The organism is Caldalkalibacillus uzonensis (genome assembly GCF_030814135.1).
GTDB lineage: Bacteria > Bacillota > Bacilli > Caldalkalibacillales > Caldalkalibacillaceae > Caldalkalibacillus > Caldalkalibacillus uzonensis.
This window is the reverse complement of record NZ_JAUSUQ010000009.1, coordinates 177626-194428: the sequence shown is the minus strand read 5'-3', so window position 1 is coordinate 194428 and position 16803 is coordinate 177626. Positions and strand designations below refer to the sequence as shown.

The 16803-nt window shown below is 49.1% G+C and carries 18 protein-coding genes and 1 other annotated feature; of the genes, 17 read left to right on the top strand and 1 reads right to left on the bottom strand.

Annotated features, from left to right (window positions below):
- Together J2S00_RS13105 and J2S00_RS13100 are read left to right on the top strand one after the other, a co-directional pair.
- Window positions 1-194: hypothetical protein (locus J2S00_RS13105; protein WP_370875874.1), on the top strand; the 194-nt coding region annotated here is incomplete at its 5' end.
- A gap of 363 nt (window positions 195-557) precedes the next feature.
- On the top strand, window positions 558-1640 hold the full coding sequence (locus J2S00_RS13100; protein ID WP_307340507.1) for a M42 family metallopeptidase: 1083 nt from the start codon (window positions 558-560) through the stop codon (window positions 1638-1640).
- A gap of 89 nt (window positions 1641-1729) precedes the next feature.
- Here the strand turns inward: J2S00_RS13100 and sspI are convergent, their stop codons facing one another.
- Entirely contained in the window at window positions 1730-1936 is a 207-nt protein-coding gene (sspI, locus tag J2S00_RS13095; protein WP_307340505.1) for a small acid-soluble spore protein SspI, read from the bottom strand.
- Between the two features lie 139 nt (window positions 1937-2075).
- Between sspI and J2S00_RS13090 the strand changes: the two genes are divergently transcribed.
- From J2S00_RS13090 to J2S00_RS13020, 15 genes are all read left to right on the top strand, one after another.
- Window positions 2076-2879: a TrmH family RNA methyltransferase gene (locus J2S00_RS13090; RefSeq protein WP_307340502.1), complete on the top strand. Its 804-nt coding sequence runs from the start codon at window positions 2076-2078 to the stop codon at window positions 2877-2879.
- A gap of 37 nt (window positions 2880-2916) precedes the next feature.
- A complete protein-coding gene (locus J2S00_RS13085) occupies window positions 2917-3057 on the top strand; it encodes a hypothetical protein (RefSeq protein ID WP_307340499.1) in 141 nt (46 codons plus the stop codon).
- Between the two features lie 138 nt (window positions 3058-3195).
- Complete coding sequence (locus tag J2S00_RS13080) at window positions 3196-3963, top strand: glycosyltransferase (protein ID WP_307340496.1); 768 nt, start codon at window positions 3196-3198, stop codon at window positions 3961-3963.
- Window positions 3964-3974: 11 nt separating this feature from the next.
- Window positions 3975-4907, top strand: coding sequence for a phosphate/phosphite/phosphonate ABC transporter substrate-binding protein (gene phnD, locus J2S00_RS13075; RefSeq protein WP_307340493.1), 933 nt, complete (start codon window positions 3975-3977; stop codon window positions 4905-4907).
- Between the two features lie 12 nt (window positions 4908-4919).
- Window positions 4920-5678, top strand: coding sequence for a phosphonate ABC transporter, permease protein PhnE (gene phnE, locus J2S00_RS13070; RefSeq protein ID WP_307340491.1), 759 nt, complete (start codon window positions 4920-4922; stop codon window positions 5676-5678).
- A gap of 67 nt (window positions 5679-5745) precedes the next feature.
- Window positions 5746-6489: a phosphonate ABC transporter ATP-binding protein gene (gene phnC, locus J2S00_RS13065; RefSeq protein WP_307340488.1), complete on the top strand. Its 744-nt coding sequence runs from the start codon at window positions 5746-5748 to the stop codon at window positions 6487-6489.
- Between the two features lie 109 nt (window positions 6490-6598).
- Window positions 6599-6866, top strand: a binding site (T-box leader).
- Between the two features lie 92 nt (window positions 6867-6958).
- On the top strand, window positions 6959-7993 hold the full coding sequence (gene pheS / locus J2S00_RS13060) for a phenylalanine--tRNA ligase subunit alpha (RefSeq protein ID WP_307340486.1): 1035 nt from the start codon (window positions 6959-6961) through the stop codon (window positions 7991-7993).
- A 25-nt stretch (window positions 7994-8018) separates the two neighbouring features.
- Window positions 8019-10439, top strand: coding sequence for a phenylalanine--tRNA ligase subunit beta (gene pheT, locus J2S00_RS13055; RefSeq protein ID WP_307340484.1), 2421 nt, complete (start codon window positions 8019-8021; stop codon window positions 10437-10439).
- A gap of 28 nt (window positions 10440-10467) precedes the next feature.
- Window positions 10468-10740 carry a cell division protein ZapA gene (zapA, locus tag J2S00_RS13050; RefSeq protein ID WP_307340481.1) on the top strand — a complete coding sequence of 91 codons (273 nt, stop codon included), beginning with the start codon at window positions 10468-10470 and terminating at the stop codon, window positions 10738-10740.
- On the top strand, window positions 10737-11249 hold the full coding sequence (locus J2S00_RS13045; protein WP_307340478.1) for a CvpA family protein: 513 nt from the start codon (window positions 10737-10739) through the stop codon (window positions 11247-11249). Before zapA ends, J2S00_RS13045 begins: the two co-directional genes overlap by 4 nt.
- A 135-nt stretch (window positions 11250-11384) precedes the next feature.
- Complete coding sequence (gene selD, locus J2S00_RS13040; protein ID WP_370875877.1) at window positions 11385-12434, top strand: selenide, water dikinase SelD; 1050 nt, start codon at window positions 11385-11387, stop codon at window positions 12432-12434.
- 144 nt (window positions 12435-12578) lie between these two features.
- Window positions 12579-14180: a spore germination protein gene (locus J2S00_RS13035; RefSeq protein WP_307340475.1), complete on the top strand. Its 1602-nt coding sequence runs from the start codon at window positions 12579-12581 to the stop codon at window positions 14178-14180.
- 3 nt (window positions 14181-14183) lie between these two features.
- Window positions 14184-15290, top strand: a complete 1107-nt coding sequence (locus tag J2S00_RS13030; RefSeq protein ID WP_307340533.1) for a GerAB/ArcD/ProY family transporter — start codon at window positions 14184-14186, stop codon at window positions 15288-15290.
- Window positions 15287-16489, top strand: a complete 1203-nt coding sequence (locus J2S00_RS13025; RefSeq protein WP_307340473.1) for a Ger(x)C family spore germination protein — start codon at window positions 15287-15289, stop codon at window positions 16487-16489. Before J2S00_RS13030 ends, J2S00_RS13025 begins: the two co-directional genes overlap by 4 nt.
- Window positions 16486-16710, top strand: coding sequence for a hypothetical protein (locus J2S00_RS13020; RefSeq protein WP_307340472.1), 225 nt, complete (start codon window positions 16486-16488; stop codon window positions 16708-16710). The genes J2S00_RS13025 and J2S00_RS13020 overlap by 4 nt, the downstream gene beginning before the upstream one ends.
- The last annotated feature ends 93 nt before the right edge of the window (window positions 16711-16803 follow it).

The following is a 16803-nucleotide window of genomic DNA, read 5'->3' as shown; positions in this document are numbered from 1 at the left end:
CCATGCGTAAGGTAGTTGAAAAACAGCGGAACGGAGCAAAAGTGAAAAAGCGCTACGATCAGGCAAAAACGCCATTTGACCGCCTCATCGAAAAAGGAGTACTTCTGCCACATAAACAAGAAGCGTTGATAAAAAAAAAGGCAAGCCCTGAATCCGATGGAGATGCATCGATCTTTGGAAACCTTGTTAGCTGAAGGACCTCAGACACCCTTGGCTGACAAGGCTAAATACACCATCCATGCCTAGCAGGCTTGCCTCTTCCCTTATTTTCCCTTCTCGCCTATCGTTCTGTCAAGGGTTGCTTACAGCAATCGCTAGGCGACGGCTACGCCGCCCTTGACAGCCTGATGGCGAGAAGAGGTGAGGGAACCAAGAGGCAATGCCTTTCTCTCACCATTTCATGGTGTTTGGGTTAGATTTTTTAATGAGTGATCAATTTATGTTCGGTAAGATTTTTATTTGAGTTGACACGTATAACAGTACGATGGGCAACTTGTAGCACCTTCCATCATTAGGTATAATTAGGCAACAGATACATTGGATTGGGAGGAATTAGCATGACACAATTGGATGAAACTTTGCGCATGTTTAAAGAATTGACTGAAACACCTGGCGCCCCAGGCCATGAACGAGAGGTACGCACGGTGATGCAACGCTGGATAGAGCCTTATGCTGATGCTGTTGAAACGGACAATATAGGCAGCCTGATTGCCAGAAAAACAGGGCGGGCAGACGGACCAAAGGTGATGGTGGCCGGTCACTTGGATGAGATCGGCTTTATGGTAACGCAGATTACTGAGAAGGGGTTCCTCAAATTCCAAACCCTTGGGGGCTGGTGGGAGCAGGTGATGCTGGCCCAGCGCGTGTTGGTTGTCACCCGGGAAGGGGAAATTGAAGGTGTGATCGGCTCCAAGCCTCCGCACATTTTACCGGCCGAAGCACGCAAAAAACCTGTGGATAAAAAGGACATGTTTATCGATATTGGTGCTTCCAGCAAAGAGGAAGCGGAATCATGGGGTGTACGTCCCGGGGATACTGTGGTTCCAATCTGCCCATTTACTGTGATGAAGAAACCGGAGCTGTTGATGGCTAAGGCCTGGGATAACCGTATTGGCTGTGCCATTGCCATTGAAGTGCTCAAGCGTCTCAAAAATGAAGATCATCCTAACCAGGTGTTTGGTGTAGGCACCGTCCAGGAAGAGGTTGGCTTAAGAGGAGCCCAAACCTCCGCCCACCATATCCAGCCTGATATTGCCTTTGCCGTGGATGTGGGCATTGCCGGGGATACCCCAGGGATCAAGCCTGAGGAAGCCCTGTCCAAGATCGGTGAAGGTCCGCAAATTGTATTGTACGATGCGTCCATGATTGCTCATAAGGGATTAAAGGATCTGGTGGTCGAAGTGGCAGAAGCAAACAATATTCCTTATCAGTTTGATGCAATGGCCGGCGGAGGCACAGATGCAGGTAAGATGCATCTGACGGGTAACGGTGTTCCGTCCTTGGCAGTTACAGTGGCTACCCGCTACATTCACAGTCATGCAGCTATATTGCACCGGGATGATTTTGAACATACTGTGCAGCTTTTGGTGGAAGTGATTAAACGTTTGGATTGGGCTACTGTTAAACAGTTGCGTGGATAGTGTAATCTATGCATCATAAAAGTGATACCCAATGGTTGGCGGCCTTGGGTATCACTTTTTATTCTGATGCCAAGTTTAAAATTTTTCTGTTACTGCAAACCGGCTTTAATGTATTGTAAAATTTCCTGCTGTGTATCTTGGTCGGCATTTTGCCACATTAACTCAAACAAAACACCCAGTCCGGGAAGCATTTTTTCTTCCCCACTCTGAATGGCATCCACAATGGTGTGGCGGATCTGGGCTTCATCACTGCCGGACATATTATTCTTAATCGCTTCACGCAAATTGAGATCCATGGACAGGCCCTCCGTTTCATGATATTAATCGTAAAGATTTAGTCAGTGCATAAGGTTCAGCATTTCATTGCTTAACTTTATTATGATCTGCATCACCTGGGAGTATGTACGGCCAAACTAAGATCAGGGAGGATCATATATGGTGCAAGAGATTTGTTCCAAACACAATCCGCGTTTCAAAGAGTGGAAAAAGTTAGCGACTAAAAAAGGACGGGAACGGGCCGGTCTCTTTCTGGTGGAGGGAGAACATTTGGTGCAAGAGGCTCTTACATCCGGTTGTTCTGTTGTTGACATGATCATCAGTGAGGATTATGATAAGGCGGGTGAATGGATCCGAGTAGCGGAGGAACACCGGATCAGGACCTTTCTTTTGCCCCGGTCTTTATTTAACAGTCTTGCTGAGACACAAACGCCTCAAGGGATTATTTTGGCTGTAAGGCGGCCGGTGTTTCCCCCCTTCAAGCAATATATCCATGAGGGGGACATGCTGCTTTTAGTGGACAGCGTCCAGGACCCCGGTAATCTGGGGACGATGATCCGCACAGCAGCGGCGGCCGGGGTGGACGCTGTTATACTGGGAAAAGGAACGACCGATCCCTTGTCAGGGAAGGTGTTGCGTTCCACCCAGGGGGCTGTGTTTCACCTTCCTTTTTACTCAGATGATTTAATCAATCTTATTCCGGAGTTGAGAAAGGAAGGGTGGCTGGTGATCGGCACAGATGTCAGAGAGGCCGTTGACATGCGTGAGTTAAAGGTGACAGAAAAACAGAAAGTAGCTTTGTTAGTGGGCAACGAGGCCCAAGGTGTCGATCCCGCCCTGCAGCAGTTGGCGGATGATAACGTTAAAATTCCCATCTTTGGACATGCTGAATCTTTGAACGTCAGTGTCGCTGCAGGCATTTTACTTTATCACATTCAATGTCAAAAGCATGGTAAGCATTAAGTATGACAAAAAGTGAAGAGGTGTATTATAATTGGTTATGGCAAAGCGGATTTTATTTTTAACCCCATATATCTCTGGAGCACGGGGCAATGCCGTCACAGCCCGGCGGATCGCTGCCGGCTACCGGGCCCGGGGATTTCAGGTCACTGTTTTGGCTTACACAGAGGGACTGGACTGAAAGGCACTGTATACTGAGCTCCGTGAGGGTACATGGATTCATATTTTACATGTCACACGGTTTGCTTCCTGGCTGGAACAGTCAGGCTGTACACTGCCTCATGAGTATCTGCTCACCATGGGAGGAACCGATATTCATGTGGATTTTGCACAATGGATAAATGCTGACATACCGGCGGTTGTTCAGAGGGTGCTTGATCAGGCAGGGGCCATCACACTGTTTAGCGAGGAAGCGAAAAGGATTGTTGCCCGTCTGAATGGCCGGTGGGCAGATAAATCAGTGGTGGTGCCCCAGGGAATTGTGTTGCCCCCGGCGGAAAAAGTACAACCGGTATTCAGCCGGGATGAAGCACTTAGCAAGGGGTATCACATCTTATTGCCTTCAGGTCTGAGAAAGGTCAAAGATGTACTCCATCTCTTGGCTGCCTGGCAGCAATTGGCCACTCAACTCCCAGGTTTAAAAGTGACGGTGATCGGTGAACGTCTGGAACAGGATGTAGTCCGTGGTGTCCAGGCTGCATGCCGGGATAATCCTTTTTTGCAGTACCTTGAACCAGTTCCCTTTGAACAAATGGGTGAGATATATGCCCAGGCAGATGTGGTGGTTAACAGTTCCCTGGAAGAGGGGCAGTCCGCTGCCCTATGCGAAGCTATGGGCCTTGGCATTCCTGTTATTGCCCGCAATAACGCAGGCAACCGGGGTGTCATCACCCATGGGGCAACAGGCTTTCTATATGAACAGCCTAAGGAATTTGTCCACTTGGTCTTGCAGTTATTGGATAATCCTGAACAAACCCTGCAGATGGTGAACAACGCCAAAGCCCAGTTTCAGCAGCATTTTAACCCGGAGCGGGAAATTGACCGTTATCTGGCCTTGTTTAGGGCGATAGATGAGCATATGGGATAGGAGGAGAGAGCATGAAACACAGAGTAGCGATTATCTTGTTTGCCTTTATTCTGCTTTTAACTGCCTGCGGTACAGCTAATGAACAAGCGGTACCAAACAATGAGGAAGTGCCTGAGGGAGAGGGAGATGACGCTGCCGCTGACACGTCATTTGAGGTGTTTAAAATCGGGGTGATTCCTGCCTTGACCGAAGGGGATTATGAAGTCCCTATGCAAAAGCTGGAAGCCATTCTTGATGAGGCCTTGCCCTATGATGTTGAGATTGAAGTCTATCCGGATTACAACGCGGTGGTTGAAGCTTTAAATTTCCACCATATCCAAATGGCCTATCTGGGGCCGTCCACTTATGTCATCGCCAATGAGCGCTCTGGGGCCCAAGCCATTGTCACGCAGTTGATTGATGGCAAGCCTTATTATCATTCTTATATTATCACCCATGTGGATGCACCATGGGATACGCTGGATGAATTGGTTGCGGATGCCGCAAACGTCAGCTTTGCCTTTGGTGATATTAACTCAACGTCCGGTTCCTTGGTTCCCAGTGTGGAACTAAAAGAACGGGGTGTGTTTGAGGACGAGAACAACCATCAGTTTAAAGATGTGCGCTACCTGGGATCCCATGATGCCACCGGGCAAGCAGTGCAAAACAAGCATGTGGATGCAGGGGCCATCGACAGCGCTTATTTTAATACTTTGATCAAGCAAGGCAAGCTGGATGAAGACCAGTTTAAAGTGATTTGGGAATCAGAGCCGTTGTACCAATACCCATGGGCTGTTTCTGCCGAAGTGGATGAAGAACTGATACAACTGATTCAGGACACCTTTGTCAATATCGATGATGAAGAAATTTTGCGCGGTTTTGGCGCCACCGGATTTACCACAACCAGCGATGAACATTATGATGAAATCCGTAAAGTGATGAGAGAAACGGGTAAATTGGATTAAGGTGAACCATCCATGTGGTTAACAGTCCGTAACATCTTGATTGCAGTTATGTTGGGGGTCCTTACCGTCTGGAGTGCGGTAGGGACCGGTTTCAATCTGCCCAAACTGATCGATTCGTTATGGCGGTTTAAAGAGATCTTTGACTTGTGGTTTCCGCCCAATTGGGAACGGTCCGGTTCTGCTTTTAATGCCATATTAATGACGTTACAAATGGCTTTTTTGGGGACGTTTTTGGCTCTGTTCATTGTGCTCCCCCTCAGCTTCCTGGCGGCAGCCAACACTTCCCCCAACAGCCTGTTATATCAACTGACCCGGGGGATTTTCAGCTTTTTGCGTTCCATTCCGGATATCGTCATCGGACTGATTCTGGTGATGGCCATCGGACCGGGGCCCTTTCCTGCTGTGATGGCCATCTTGCTCCATAATATCGGTGTGCTGGGCAAATTGATTGCCGAACTGGTGGAAGCCAGTGACAAAGGTCCGCAGGAAGCAGTCCGCTCTGTGGGGTTGGGCCGGGCGATGGTTGCTTTGTATGGCATTCTGCCACAGATTATTCCCAATGTCCTCTCCCATTACTTTTACCGCTTTGAAGTGGCCATCCGCTCCTCCGTTATTTTGGGTTTTCTGGGCGGGGGCGGTATCGGCCAGTTACTGTTTAATTCCTTCCGTACGTTTCAATATGCAGATGTCACCACGTACGTGATTTTTGTCATGCTGCTGGTGATTCTGGTGGATATGGTCGGGGGTTTGATCCGCCAGCGAGTGATTTAGCATTTGTTTTTGTGCGGTTTTTGGCAGCACAAAGTGACAAAGACCTTGTGCGACAGGGAGGCCCATCATGGCGCTGGTCATTGAACAGTTGACGATGATCTATCATACAGATAAGAAGAAAGAGCAAGCTTTGCAGGATATCCATCTTGAAATCAGGCCCGGAGAGTTTGTTGGTATTTTAGGGCGCAGTGGGGCCGGCAAGTCGACCCTGATACGCTGCATTAATCAGTTGGTCAAACCCACCACAGGCAGAGTCAACTGGAACGGCAGGGAGATGACCAAACTGTCCGGCAAAGCATTGCGCCAAGCCAGGAGGGAAATGGGGATGATTTTTCAGCAGTTTCATTTGATTCCCCGTTTAACAGCTCTGCAAAATTGTGTGTTGGGCTGTTTTGGCTACCGTCCCTTCTGGAAAAATGTACTGGGTATCATCTCTGCCCAGGAGAAAGAGCAGGCCATGGCTGCTCTGGAGAGAGTCGGCATTGGCCATTTGGCCCACAAACGTGTGGATCAGTTAAGCGGTGGCCAGCAACAGCGTGTGGCCATTGCCAGGGTGATGATGCAAAAGCCCAAGCTGCTTTTGGGGGATGAGCCTGTGGCCAGTCTGGACCCTGTGACCAGCAGACAGGTCATGGATTTGATTAAAGAGATTCATCACAGCGAACAGATGACTACCATTCTGAATCTGCATGATGTAAATCTGGCTTTAACATACTGCGACCGTATTATTGGCTTGTCGCAGGGCCATAAAGTATATGACGGTTCTCCGGAGCAGGTGACTGATCGGGTGTTGGAGCGGATTTACGCATGAATGACCTTCCTTGTTAAAGAAGAAGCCGGTTAGATTTGCCAAAGTTGTATTTTTTGCTTATAATAAATCTCTGAATATGAGTATATGTGCCTATTACAACAACATATGGTGATCAGCTGTGAAGGAGAAGAGTAGACAGTCCTCTCCCCTTCAAGAGAGGAGATGCCTTGGGCTGGAAGCATCTCTAAGGTGGAAGCTGTTGAATTCCCTCCGGAGCTGTCCTGTGAGCCTTTCCGCTTAAGGAAACGGGGTAGCAGTGACCGGGTCAATTCCGTTATGCCAATGAAGTGAGCCAGAAGTTTTGTGGCAGCAAGACATGCCAAAACCGATTTAATGTTTGGCTAACAAGGGTGGTACCGCGAAGTCTCGTCCCTTAAAAGGGAGAGACTTTTTTCTGTTTTAGGGAAAAAGTTGAGTTGGAATGAGTCTGTTGATCAAAAACACAATCACTTAAGAAAGGGTGGACAAGATGCAAGATAAACTGCTTGCCTTAAAAGATGAGGCATTGGCTCAAATCGGTGCTGCACAAGAAGTAAGGCAATTACAGGAGGTCAAAGTGAAGTACTTGGGCAAAAAAGGCCCGATTACCGAAGTGCTGCGGGGTATGGGGGCCCTCCCGGCAGAAGAGCGCCCCAAAGTGGGTCAGCTGGCGAATGAAATTCGCCGCCAAATTGAAGAAGAGTTGGAAGCGCGTATCCGTGAGTTGGAACAAAAGCAACTGGAAGAAAAATTGCAGCAGGAAAAAGTGGATGTGACCCTGCCGGGACGTCCGGTCCGGGAAGGCACAACCCATCCGTTAAACGGTGTGATTGAACAAATCGAGGACATATTTTTGGGCATGGGCTTTAAAATTGCCGAAGGCCCAGAGGTGGAGTCTGATTACTACAACTTCGAAGCGTTAAACTTGCCCAAAAACCATCCCGCCCGGGACATGCAGGACTCTTTTTATATTACTGAAGAGATTCTGCTACGAACCCATACATCCCCTGTGCAGGTGCGTACCATGGAGGCAATGAAAGGGCAAGTGCCCGTTAAAATCATCTGTCCGGGCAAAGTGTTCCGCCGTGATACAGATGATGCCACTCATTCCCATCAATTTATGCAAATTGAGGGTTTATATGTGGATGAAGGCGTAAGCATGAGTGACTTAAAGGGAATCTTGTTACAGTTTGCCCGGGAAATGTTCGGGCAAAACCAGCAGATCCGCCTACGCCCAAGCTTTTTCCCCTTTACTGAGCCCAGTGCGGAAGTAGATATTTCATGTATCTTGTGCGGCGGAACAGGGTGCCGGGTCTGCAAGCACAGCGGCTGGATTGAGATCCTGGGTTCGGGTATGGTTCATCCCTGGGTACTGGAACGGGCAGGTTATGACCCCAATAAGTATACCGGTTTTGCGTTTGGCATGGGTGTGGAGCGCATTGCCATGTTGAAGTACGGGATTGATGACATCCGTCACTTTTACACCAATGATGGACGTTTCTTAAGCCAATTCGGGCGAATATAGTGAATGAAGAGAGGGAGGAAGTAGCATGCTGGTATCCTATAACTGGTTAAGCCAATATGTGGACTTGAGTGATATCTCACCTGAGGAACTGGCTGAAAAATTAACCCGGTCCGGTATTGAAGTGGAGCAGGTGATCAAACGCGGCGAGGAAATAAAAGAGGTTGTGATCGGTTATGTCCAAGAGCGGATGCAGCATCCCAATGCGGACAAGTTAAGCGTGTGCCGGGTTGATTTGGGAGAAGGGGAACCTGTACAGATTGTGTGCGGAGCCAAAAACGTAGCCCAGGGTCAAAAAGTGCCTGTAGCCAAGGTAGGGGCTGTTTTGCCCGGCAACTTTAAGATTAAAAAAGCCAAATTACGTGGTGAAGTCTCAGAGGGAATGATTTGTTCCGCTCAGGAGCTGGGTATTGATGAACGTTTTATTGCGGATGAACATAAGCAAGGGATCATGGTCTTGCCCGAAGATGCCCAAGTGGGGGAAGACGCCTTGAGCTACCTGGGCTTGGATGATGCCGTGCTGGAACTGGGACTGACTCCTAACCGTTCTGACTGTTTAAGTATGTTAGGAGTTGCGTATGAGGTGGCCGCAATTTTGGACCGGGAAGTGAGGTTGCCAGAGATCAAGCTGACCGAGAGCGGGACGAGAACCGATTCAGAAGTAACGGTCCAGCTTGACGCACCGGAGCTGTGTCCCTATTATGTGGCCCGTAAAGTAACCGGGGTGAAAATCGGCCCTTCACCTATCTGGCTGCAAAATTACCTGATTGCTGCCGGTGTCCGTCCCATTAACAATGTGGTGGATGTGACCAACTATGTCATGCTTGAATATGGACAGCCTTTGCATGCCTTTGATGCGAGCCGCGTCAAAGACGGCCAGATTATTGTCCGCCAAGCCCGGCAAGGGGAAATGGTTGTCACCCTGGATGATCAGGAACGGGCCCTCGAAGAAGGGATGCTGTTGATCACCGATCCCGAAAAAGTAATTGCTGTCGCTGGTGTGATGGGGGCGGCCAATTCAGAAGTGACGGAAGAAACGACTGATGTGATTCTGGAATCGGCGTATTTTGACGGCCTCTCCATTCGCACCACGTCTAAAACGTTAGGCTTACGTTCTGAAGCCAGTACCCGTTTTGAAAAAGGTGTTGATCCCGAGAGGGTGAGGGAGGCGTGTGACCGGGCGGCTGCTCTTTTGGCAGAGTTAGCTGGCGGCACGGTGTTCTCCGGCACTGCCCAGCAAAAAGTTAAAGATTTTCAGCGCCAGCGCGTCTCCCTGCATCTGGTCAAATTGAACAACGTGCTGGGGACGGAGCTTTCCACGGGACAGGTGACGGCCATTCTCGACCGCCTGAACTTTGATTATGACAATCTAGGTCACGAAATAAACGTGGAAATCCCTACCCGCAGGTCCGATATTAGCATCGAAGAGGATTTAATAGAAGAAATTGCCCGTCTGTATGGTTACGATCAGATCCCAACCACCTTGCCGGCCGGCCGGACAACTCCCGGTTCACGCACACCTTTGCAGCGTTTGCGGCAGCAGATTAAGCGTTTTTTACAAGCAGCCGGATTAAACCAAGTGGTCACTTACTCGCTGACCAATGAGTACTCTGCCTCTTGGGGAAGCTGGTTTTCAGAAGAGGTACAACCGATTAAGCTGGCCATGCCCATGAGTGAGGAGCGCAGTCATTTGCGGACCACATTGATCCCGTGTCTGTTGGAAGTGGTACAATATAATAAGAACCGCAAGCAAACAGATATATTTCTGTTTGAAATAGGCCATACGTTTTTAACAAAAGAGACACATTTGCGTGAATTGCCCCGGGAGAAGGAAGTGGTGGCTGGTGTGCTGACCGGTTTGTGGCAATCCCATCCTTGGCAACATGTGAAGGTGCCTGTTGATTTCTACGTGGCTAAAGGCGTAGTGGAAGGATTGCTGCATAAGTTAGGCATCCAGGGTGTTCAGTTTAAAGCAGTGGAGCGGGAACACTATCATCCTGGACGGACAGCGGAAATGGTGATTGGTGGGGAGCGCATCGGCTTTGTGGGCCAAATCCACCCTCATGTGGAACGGCAATTGGAATTAAATGAGGTGTACGCCTTTGAACTGGATATCGAGCGGTTGTTCAAGCACCTGCCCGGTCAGGTCACTTTCGATCCCTTGCCCAAATTCCCCAGCATTCAGCGGGATTTGGCGGTGGTGGTTGCCCAAGAGGTGATTGCTGGTGACCTGTTGAGCACAATCAAGGACGCAGGGGCTCCGCTCCTGAAACATGTCCATGTCTTTGATGTGTATACAGGAGAAGGGATTGAGGCAGGCAAGCAGAGCATCGCTTTCTCCCTCACTTATCTTGATCCCGAACGCACTTTGACGGATGAAGAGGTGCAAGAGGTTCATCAACGCATTGTTGAGAGACTGGCCGAAGAATGGGGCGCCATGTTAAGATAGAAAAAGCAGAGGTTGGGAGGGATTTTTAGTGCGAAAAGATCCGGTGAGGAAAGTAACCGTGGAGATTTTCGGCCAAAAATATACGTTAAAAGGAGAAGCCTCCGAGGCGTATATGAAGGAGGTTGCTCACTATGTTGATGAAAAGATGAGAGAGCTGTCCGCTAAAAATCCCTCATTAGATACAACTAAAACGGCGGTTTTAACCGCTGTTAACCTGGCGGATGAATATTTTAAACTGCAGCAGGAGTATGAAGATCTGATCAAATTGATTGAGGCTGAAACAAGGGGTAAGCAGACATGAACATACTGGATTTCATCATTGTCGGTCTGTTGTTCATCGGCATGGTGATAGGGTACCGGCGAGGATTTATTATGCACACAGCCAGGCTGGTCAGTTTTATTGTCGCTGTTATTGTGGCTTTCCGCTACAAGGGACAACTGGAACCTCTCCTGAAAGAGTGGATCCCCTATCCACTCAGTCAGCTGGAGGGAGAATGGATCTGGCTGGCTGTGCTAAATGCAGAGGGTATTTTCTACGGGGCCTTAGCCTTTATCCTCTTGTTTTTCACCACCAAACTTGTTTTACATGTGATTTTTCGCATCTTAGATGGCATCAGCCGCTTGCCTGGCCTCAATTTGGCGAACCGGAGTCTGGGACTTTTGGTCGGCGCTTTACAAATGGCCATTGTGGTCTTTCTCATGGTTCACGTCCTCTTCTTTCTGCCTTGGGAAACGGGCCAGACTCTGCTGTTAAATTCTGAACTGGCTTCGTGGCTGATGAAGAAAAGCCCGCTCTTCTCCCTGGTGTAAAGAAGCCACTTTGTCCGGCCAGCAGAGGTTGCAAGGGGGTGACGGCAGAGGGAGAAGGTGGAGGTCAGCCTGATCTTATGGATGGCTGCTGCCCAACCAGGGTGTGTAAATCTAAGCGTGAAAGGAGTGAGCGGTGTGGCGGATGGAAAAGTGAAATTAACCGCCCTTTCCTCCAAGGGTGGATGAGGGTGCAAAATTGGTCCTGAGGACCTGGCGCACGTGTTGCGTCATCTGCCAGCAACGATTCCTGATCCCAATCTGCTTGTGGGTCTGGATACCTCTGATGATGCCGGCGTTTACCGGCTGACAGACGAGTTGGCCTTGGTTCAGACCGTCGACTTTTTCACCCCTATTGTTGATGATCCCTATATGTTCGGGCAGATTGCTGCGGCCAACTCACTGAGTGATATTTACGCCATGGGCGCCAAGCCGCTGGCTGTGCTGAACATTGTCGGCTTCCCGGTCAAGAAGCTGGACAAGTCGATCCTGGCTGACATCCTGCGCGGGGCGGCGGATAAAGTCGCCGAGGCAGGGGCCACCCTGGTAGGGGGGCACTCCATCGATGATGCAGAGCCCAAATTTGGCCTGGCTTGTACAGGTGTCGTCCATCCCGAAAAGGTGCTCAAAAATGCTGGGGCCAAACCGGGAGACCGTCTCCTGTTGACCAAACCCATCGGTGTCGGCATCCAAACCACGGCCATCAAACGGGATTTGCTGAGTGAAGAAGAGTTACAACAGGTGATGCAGGTGATGGCCGCTTTAAATAAAACAGCGGCAGAAGTGATGGCTGGCTTTAAGGTTCATGCCTGCACCGATGTAACCGGGTTCGGCTTGCTGGGGCATGCCGCGGAAATGGCGAAGGGCAGTCAGCTTGGCCTGGTGATTCAACACTCGAAGGTTCCGGTTTTGCCCGGCACCCGCAGGTTAGCGGAAAAGGGTATTGTCCCTGGAGGAACTAAAGCGAATCACCGCTGGTTAAGTGACTGTGTCAGCTACGCAGAAGGCATTGATGAGATTGAACAATGGATCCTGTGTGATGCCGTCACCTCAGGGGGCTTGCTCATGGCGGCAGATGAACAGGACGCAGCAGGGCTTCTGGCAGCGTTGCATCAGCAAGGTGTGGATGCAGCTGAGATCGGTTATGTGACCAGTGATCACCCTGGCTGCATCAAGGTCACAGACTGATAGAATCATGGTTTATAACAGAATACTCTCTTTAAAGCTCGCTTAAGACTGTTTCCTATACATTTGGGAAGCAGTCTTTTTTTGTGCATAATTCGCTACACACCTTCACAACCTAGAGAAAAGGGCAGAAGGGAGGTGTCTGAGGTGGTGCGCAGATGGAGAAAATGGTTGAGCAAAGCTGATGAGCGTAAAACAAAAGCTCTGGAAGAGAAAATCAAACGCAATCCCCATTTAAATCTGCAAGAACTGCAAACACCTTTATCAGGCTCCTTGACAGAGAACGAACAAGTGCTTCGTTCACTTTACAAGAATTGCTATGATGTTGTCTTTCGTTCCTTTTTTATTAGTGGAAAAACGAAAGCCCTGTTGATCTACATAGAAGGCATGTCCAATGTTGAAGAATTAAATGATAATCTCCTCGCCCCGTTGATGAAAGAGGAGGCCGGCCAGACTCATCCTAAGCACTGCATACAAGAGCTGCTCGAAAAGAGGATCAACATTTCTACTGTGAGTGAGGTTCAAACCTTTGCCGATGTGGTTGATAAAGTCTCGGTGGGTCACCCTGTCATTTTGATTGATCAGCACAAGTCAGGTTTATCTGTCGGTATAGAAAGATATGAGCAACGTTCTCTGGAAGAGCCTCCTGCTGAGAGAGTGGTCCGAGGCCCCCGTTATGGGTTTATCGAAACCATACAGGTTAATATTTCCTTGTTACGGCGCAGAATCAAAAGCCCTCAATTAAAAACGGAATTAATGAAAGTGGGCAGATATTCGCAAACGGATGTTGTGGTTGCCTATATAGAGGGCATTGTGGATCCTACCCTTGTCCAAGAAGTGACCAACCGGCTCAAACGGATCAAGGTTGATGCCATCCTAGACAGCCATAATATTGAGGAATTCATTGAAGATAACCCCTATTCCCCTTTTCCCCAATTGTTAAATACAGAGCGGGTTGATGTGGCCTGTGCTTATTTATTGGAGGGACATGTGATTGTGCTGGTGGATGGCTCCCCTTTTGCGCTGGTCGCTCCCACCACGTTCTATATGCTCATGCAGGCAGCCGAGGATTACTACGAGCGCTTTATGATTGGTACAGCTATTCGCTGGTTGCGCTATGGCTTTGTGGTTCTTGCTCTGGTGCTTCCTTCCATGTATGTGGCGGTTTTAACTTTTCATCAGGAGATGGTGCCGGAAACCTTGCTGTTGTCCATGGCTGCCTCCCGGGAAGTGGTTCCGTTTCCAGCGCTGGTTGAAGCGTTTATCATGGAAGTTATCTTTGAAGTGTTGCGCGAGGCAGGAATCAGACTGCCCTTGCAAATCGGCGCCGCTGTCAGCATTGTTGGCGGTTTGATTATTGGTGAGGCAGCGGTGCGGGCGGGGATTGTCTCCCCTCCAATGGTGATCGTGGTGGCACTGACTGGAATCGCCAATTTTGCCTTCCCCAGATTTAATGCGGCCTTTGCTATTCGTTTGCTCCGCTTTCCCCTGCTGTTATTAGCCGGAACACTGGGGCTCCTAGGCATCGTGTTAGGAGTAATTACATTTGTGATTCACCTGTGTACCTTGCGTTCGTTTGGCGTTCCTTATCTGTCACCCATGGCTCCCGTTGATTTGCGCAGTATAAAAGATGTGTTGATGCGCGCCCCGGCATGGGCTTCAGATACCCGTCCCCGCCTGACTGGTCAGGCTAATAGAAAGCGGCAGGCTCATGATCAAAAACCGGGTCCATCCCGAGGAGGGGAGTAAGTGATGATTGAAAAAGGGCGCATTTCGGCGTATGAAATGGCGGTCATGATGTATCCCGCCATTACAGCCACGGCGATCCTGTTAGTGCCAGCTATTACAGCAGCTGATGCTGGCCGTGATGGGTGGCTCTCCCCCGTGTGGGGGTCGCTGGTCGGCTTTTTAACCGTGTATATTGCTTACAAGTTAAACCAATATTATCCGCAGGAGACCATTATTCAATATAGTGTTTCCATTTTGGGCCTGCTTCCAGGGAAGGTTGTGGGCTTGATCTATCTCCTTTTCTACTTGCATTCCAACGGCATCATCTTAAGAGAATATGCTGAATTTGTCGATGGGGTCTTTTTGCCGCGAACACCCTTAACGGTTGTTTTGGGAAGTATGGTTCTTGTTTGTGCCCTTGCGGTGCGAGGGGGGCTTGAAGTCATGGCCAGAACAGCGTTAGTTTTTGTACCTATTGTCATCTTCTTGCTTATTCTTCTCATTATTTTACTTATTGGTGATATGGATCCAAGCAGGCTATTGCCGGTTTTGGAAAACGGCATTGGGCCGACAATATTTGGAGCCAAGGCCCCTCAGGCTTGGTTCAGTGAGTTTCTGCTGGTCACATTTATGCTTCCCTTTGTGACCGACCGTGAAAACGGTTTGAAATGGGGGATGTTCACCGTATTGGCCGTCATGTTGACCCTGGTGCTGACCAATATGTTCATTTTAATGGTATTTGGCGAGATCACAGAAAACCTCATTTATCCGGTGGTGGATGCAGCCCGCTATATCAGCATTGCCGATTTTTTTGAAAATCTGCAATCCGTCGTCATGGCCATTTGGATTGCTGGTTTGTATGTGAAAATTACTGTCTTTTATTATGCTTTAGCTCTGGGAACAGCCCAGTGGCTTAATTTATCCAATTATAAGCCGACGGTTTTCCCTTTGGGTTTGCTTATGGTTGTGTTTGCCCTCTGGTCGGATCATAATCTGACGGAGTTGAAGGATTTCTTGGCCACCATTTATCCATTCTATAACACTTCGGTGCAGACACTGCTTCCCCTCATTATATTGCTGCTTGTGGTGACCTTTAAACGAAACCAAACACAAGGGGGCTGGCAGAGATGAACCCCGTTGTTAGACGGAACATGATTGGTCTTGGCTTAACAGTGTTGATCTTTAGCCAGGTTTTCTTGCTGGCCGGATGCTGGGACCGGATTGAAGTTGATGATCTTGCCATTATACAGGGAGTGGGGATTGATAAGAAAGATGATCAAATAGAGCTGGCAGTGGAGCTCAGCATTCCTGAAGGAGCGGCTCAGGGCGCAGGACAAGATGGGGGGGGAGGCGGTGCTCCCCCCTTTTATGTGGAAGCAGCGACAGGGAAAACCGTGGCTGATGCCCTATCCAAGCTGCAAATGAAAGTCCCCCGGCAGCTGTTCTGGGGACAGACCGGTTTGATTGTCATCGGTCAATCATTGGCTGAAGACGGGATTCAGGGGAGCCTGGACTTTTTTGGGCGTTATCCTGATAGCCGCTTTCGGATTAAGGTTTTTGTCACAGAAGAAGACCCAAAAAAGATTTTGGGAGCCTTGCCGCATCTGGGGGACACTTCAACAGAAGCCCTCAAGGAACTGGCCAAAATGGAAGTGGGGTTGAATGTGACCTTGCTGGAGGCATTAGACATGTTGGAAAGCGACTCAATTCATCTGGCATTACCGATGGTCAAAACAGTTCCGTCTCAAGAAGGAAAAGGTGAGATGCAAACTTTGTCACTCGAGGGTTCGGCCGTTTTTAGAGATGATCGGATGGTTGGCCGAATTGATGAGAAGGTGACAAGAGGACTATTATGGCTGAGAGATGAGATCAATATGGCTACCATTACCGTTGCACCGGAAAAGGGCACAGGGTATATTACCGCGGAGTTGCTTGAATCATCGACAGAGCTCAGGCCCAAAATTGAGCATGGCCAATGGATCATCACCGTCAAAATTGAAACAGAAGATGATGTGATCCAGAATGCCAGTAACCTCGACTTACGGAACCCTGAATTTGTCCGGAATTTAGAACGACAATTGGAAAAGGATATTAAAGACCGGGTGGCACTAGCCCTTGATGTAGTTCAGAAGGGACTTAAAGTGGATGTTTTTGGTTTTGGCACCGCTTTTCACCATAAGTATCCCAAACAATGGCAGGAAGCCAAGGAGCGTTGGGACGAAATGTTCCCCGAGGTAAAAGTGTATATTGAAGCGAAAGCAACGGTTGCCAGACCCGGCTTGTCTGCCCCGCCACAAGGGTTGCCAGATAAAGGGGTGAAGGAAGAATGAGGGTGGGAACGATCATTTTAGTTACAGTGATCGTCATGCTCATCGCTCTGTATGAGTGGCCTAAAATTAATCGACATGAAATCAAAGAGAAAAGGGCATTTATTGTGCTCACCGTTATGGGCTGGGGCCTTGCTGTCTTGCTCCTCTACTTTCCTGACCTGCCGGGTCCAAATGAGTGGGTGGGGAAGATCTTTGGCCCGTTGAAAAAATTTGTGGAGTAAGCCTCAAAGATCTGTTAGCTTACATTGCGGTGTTTATGCATGGGGCTACTTTCTTCGTGTGCCCAGCAAGCACAAAAAAGCTGATTTTCAACC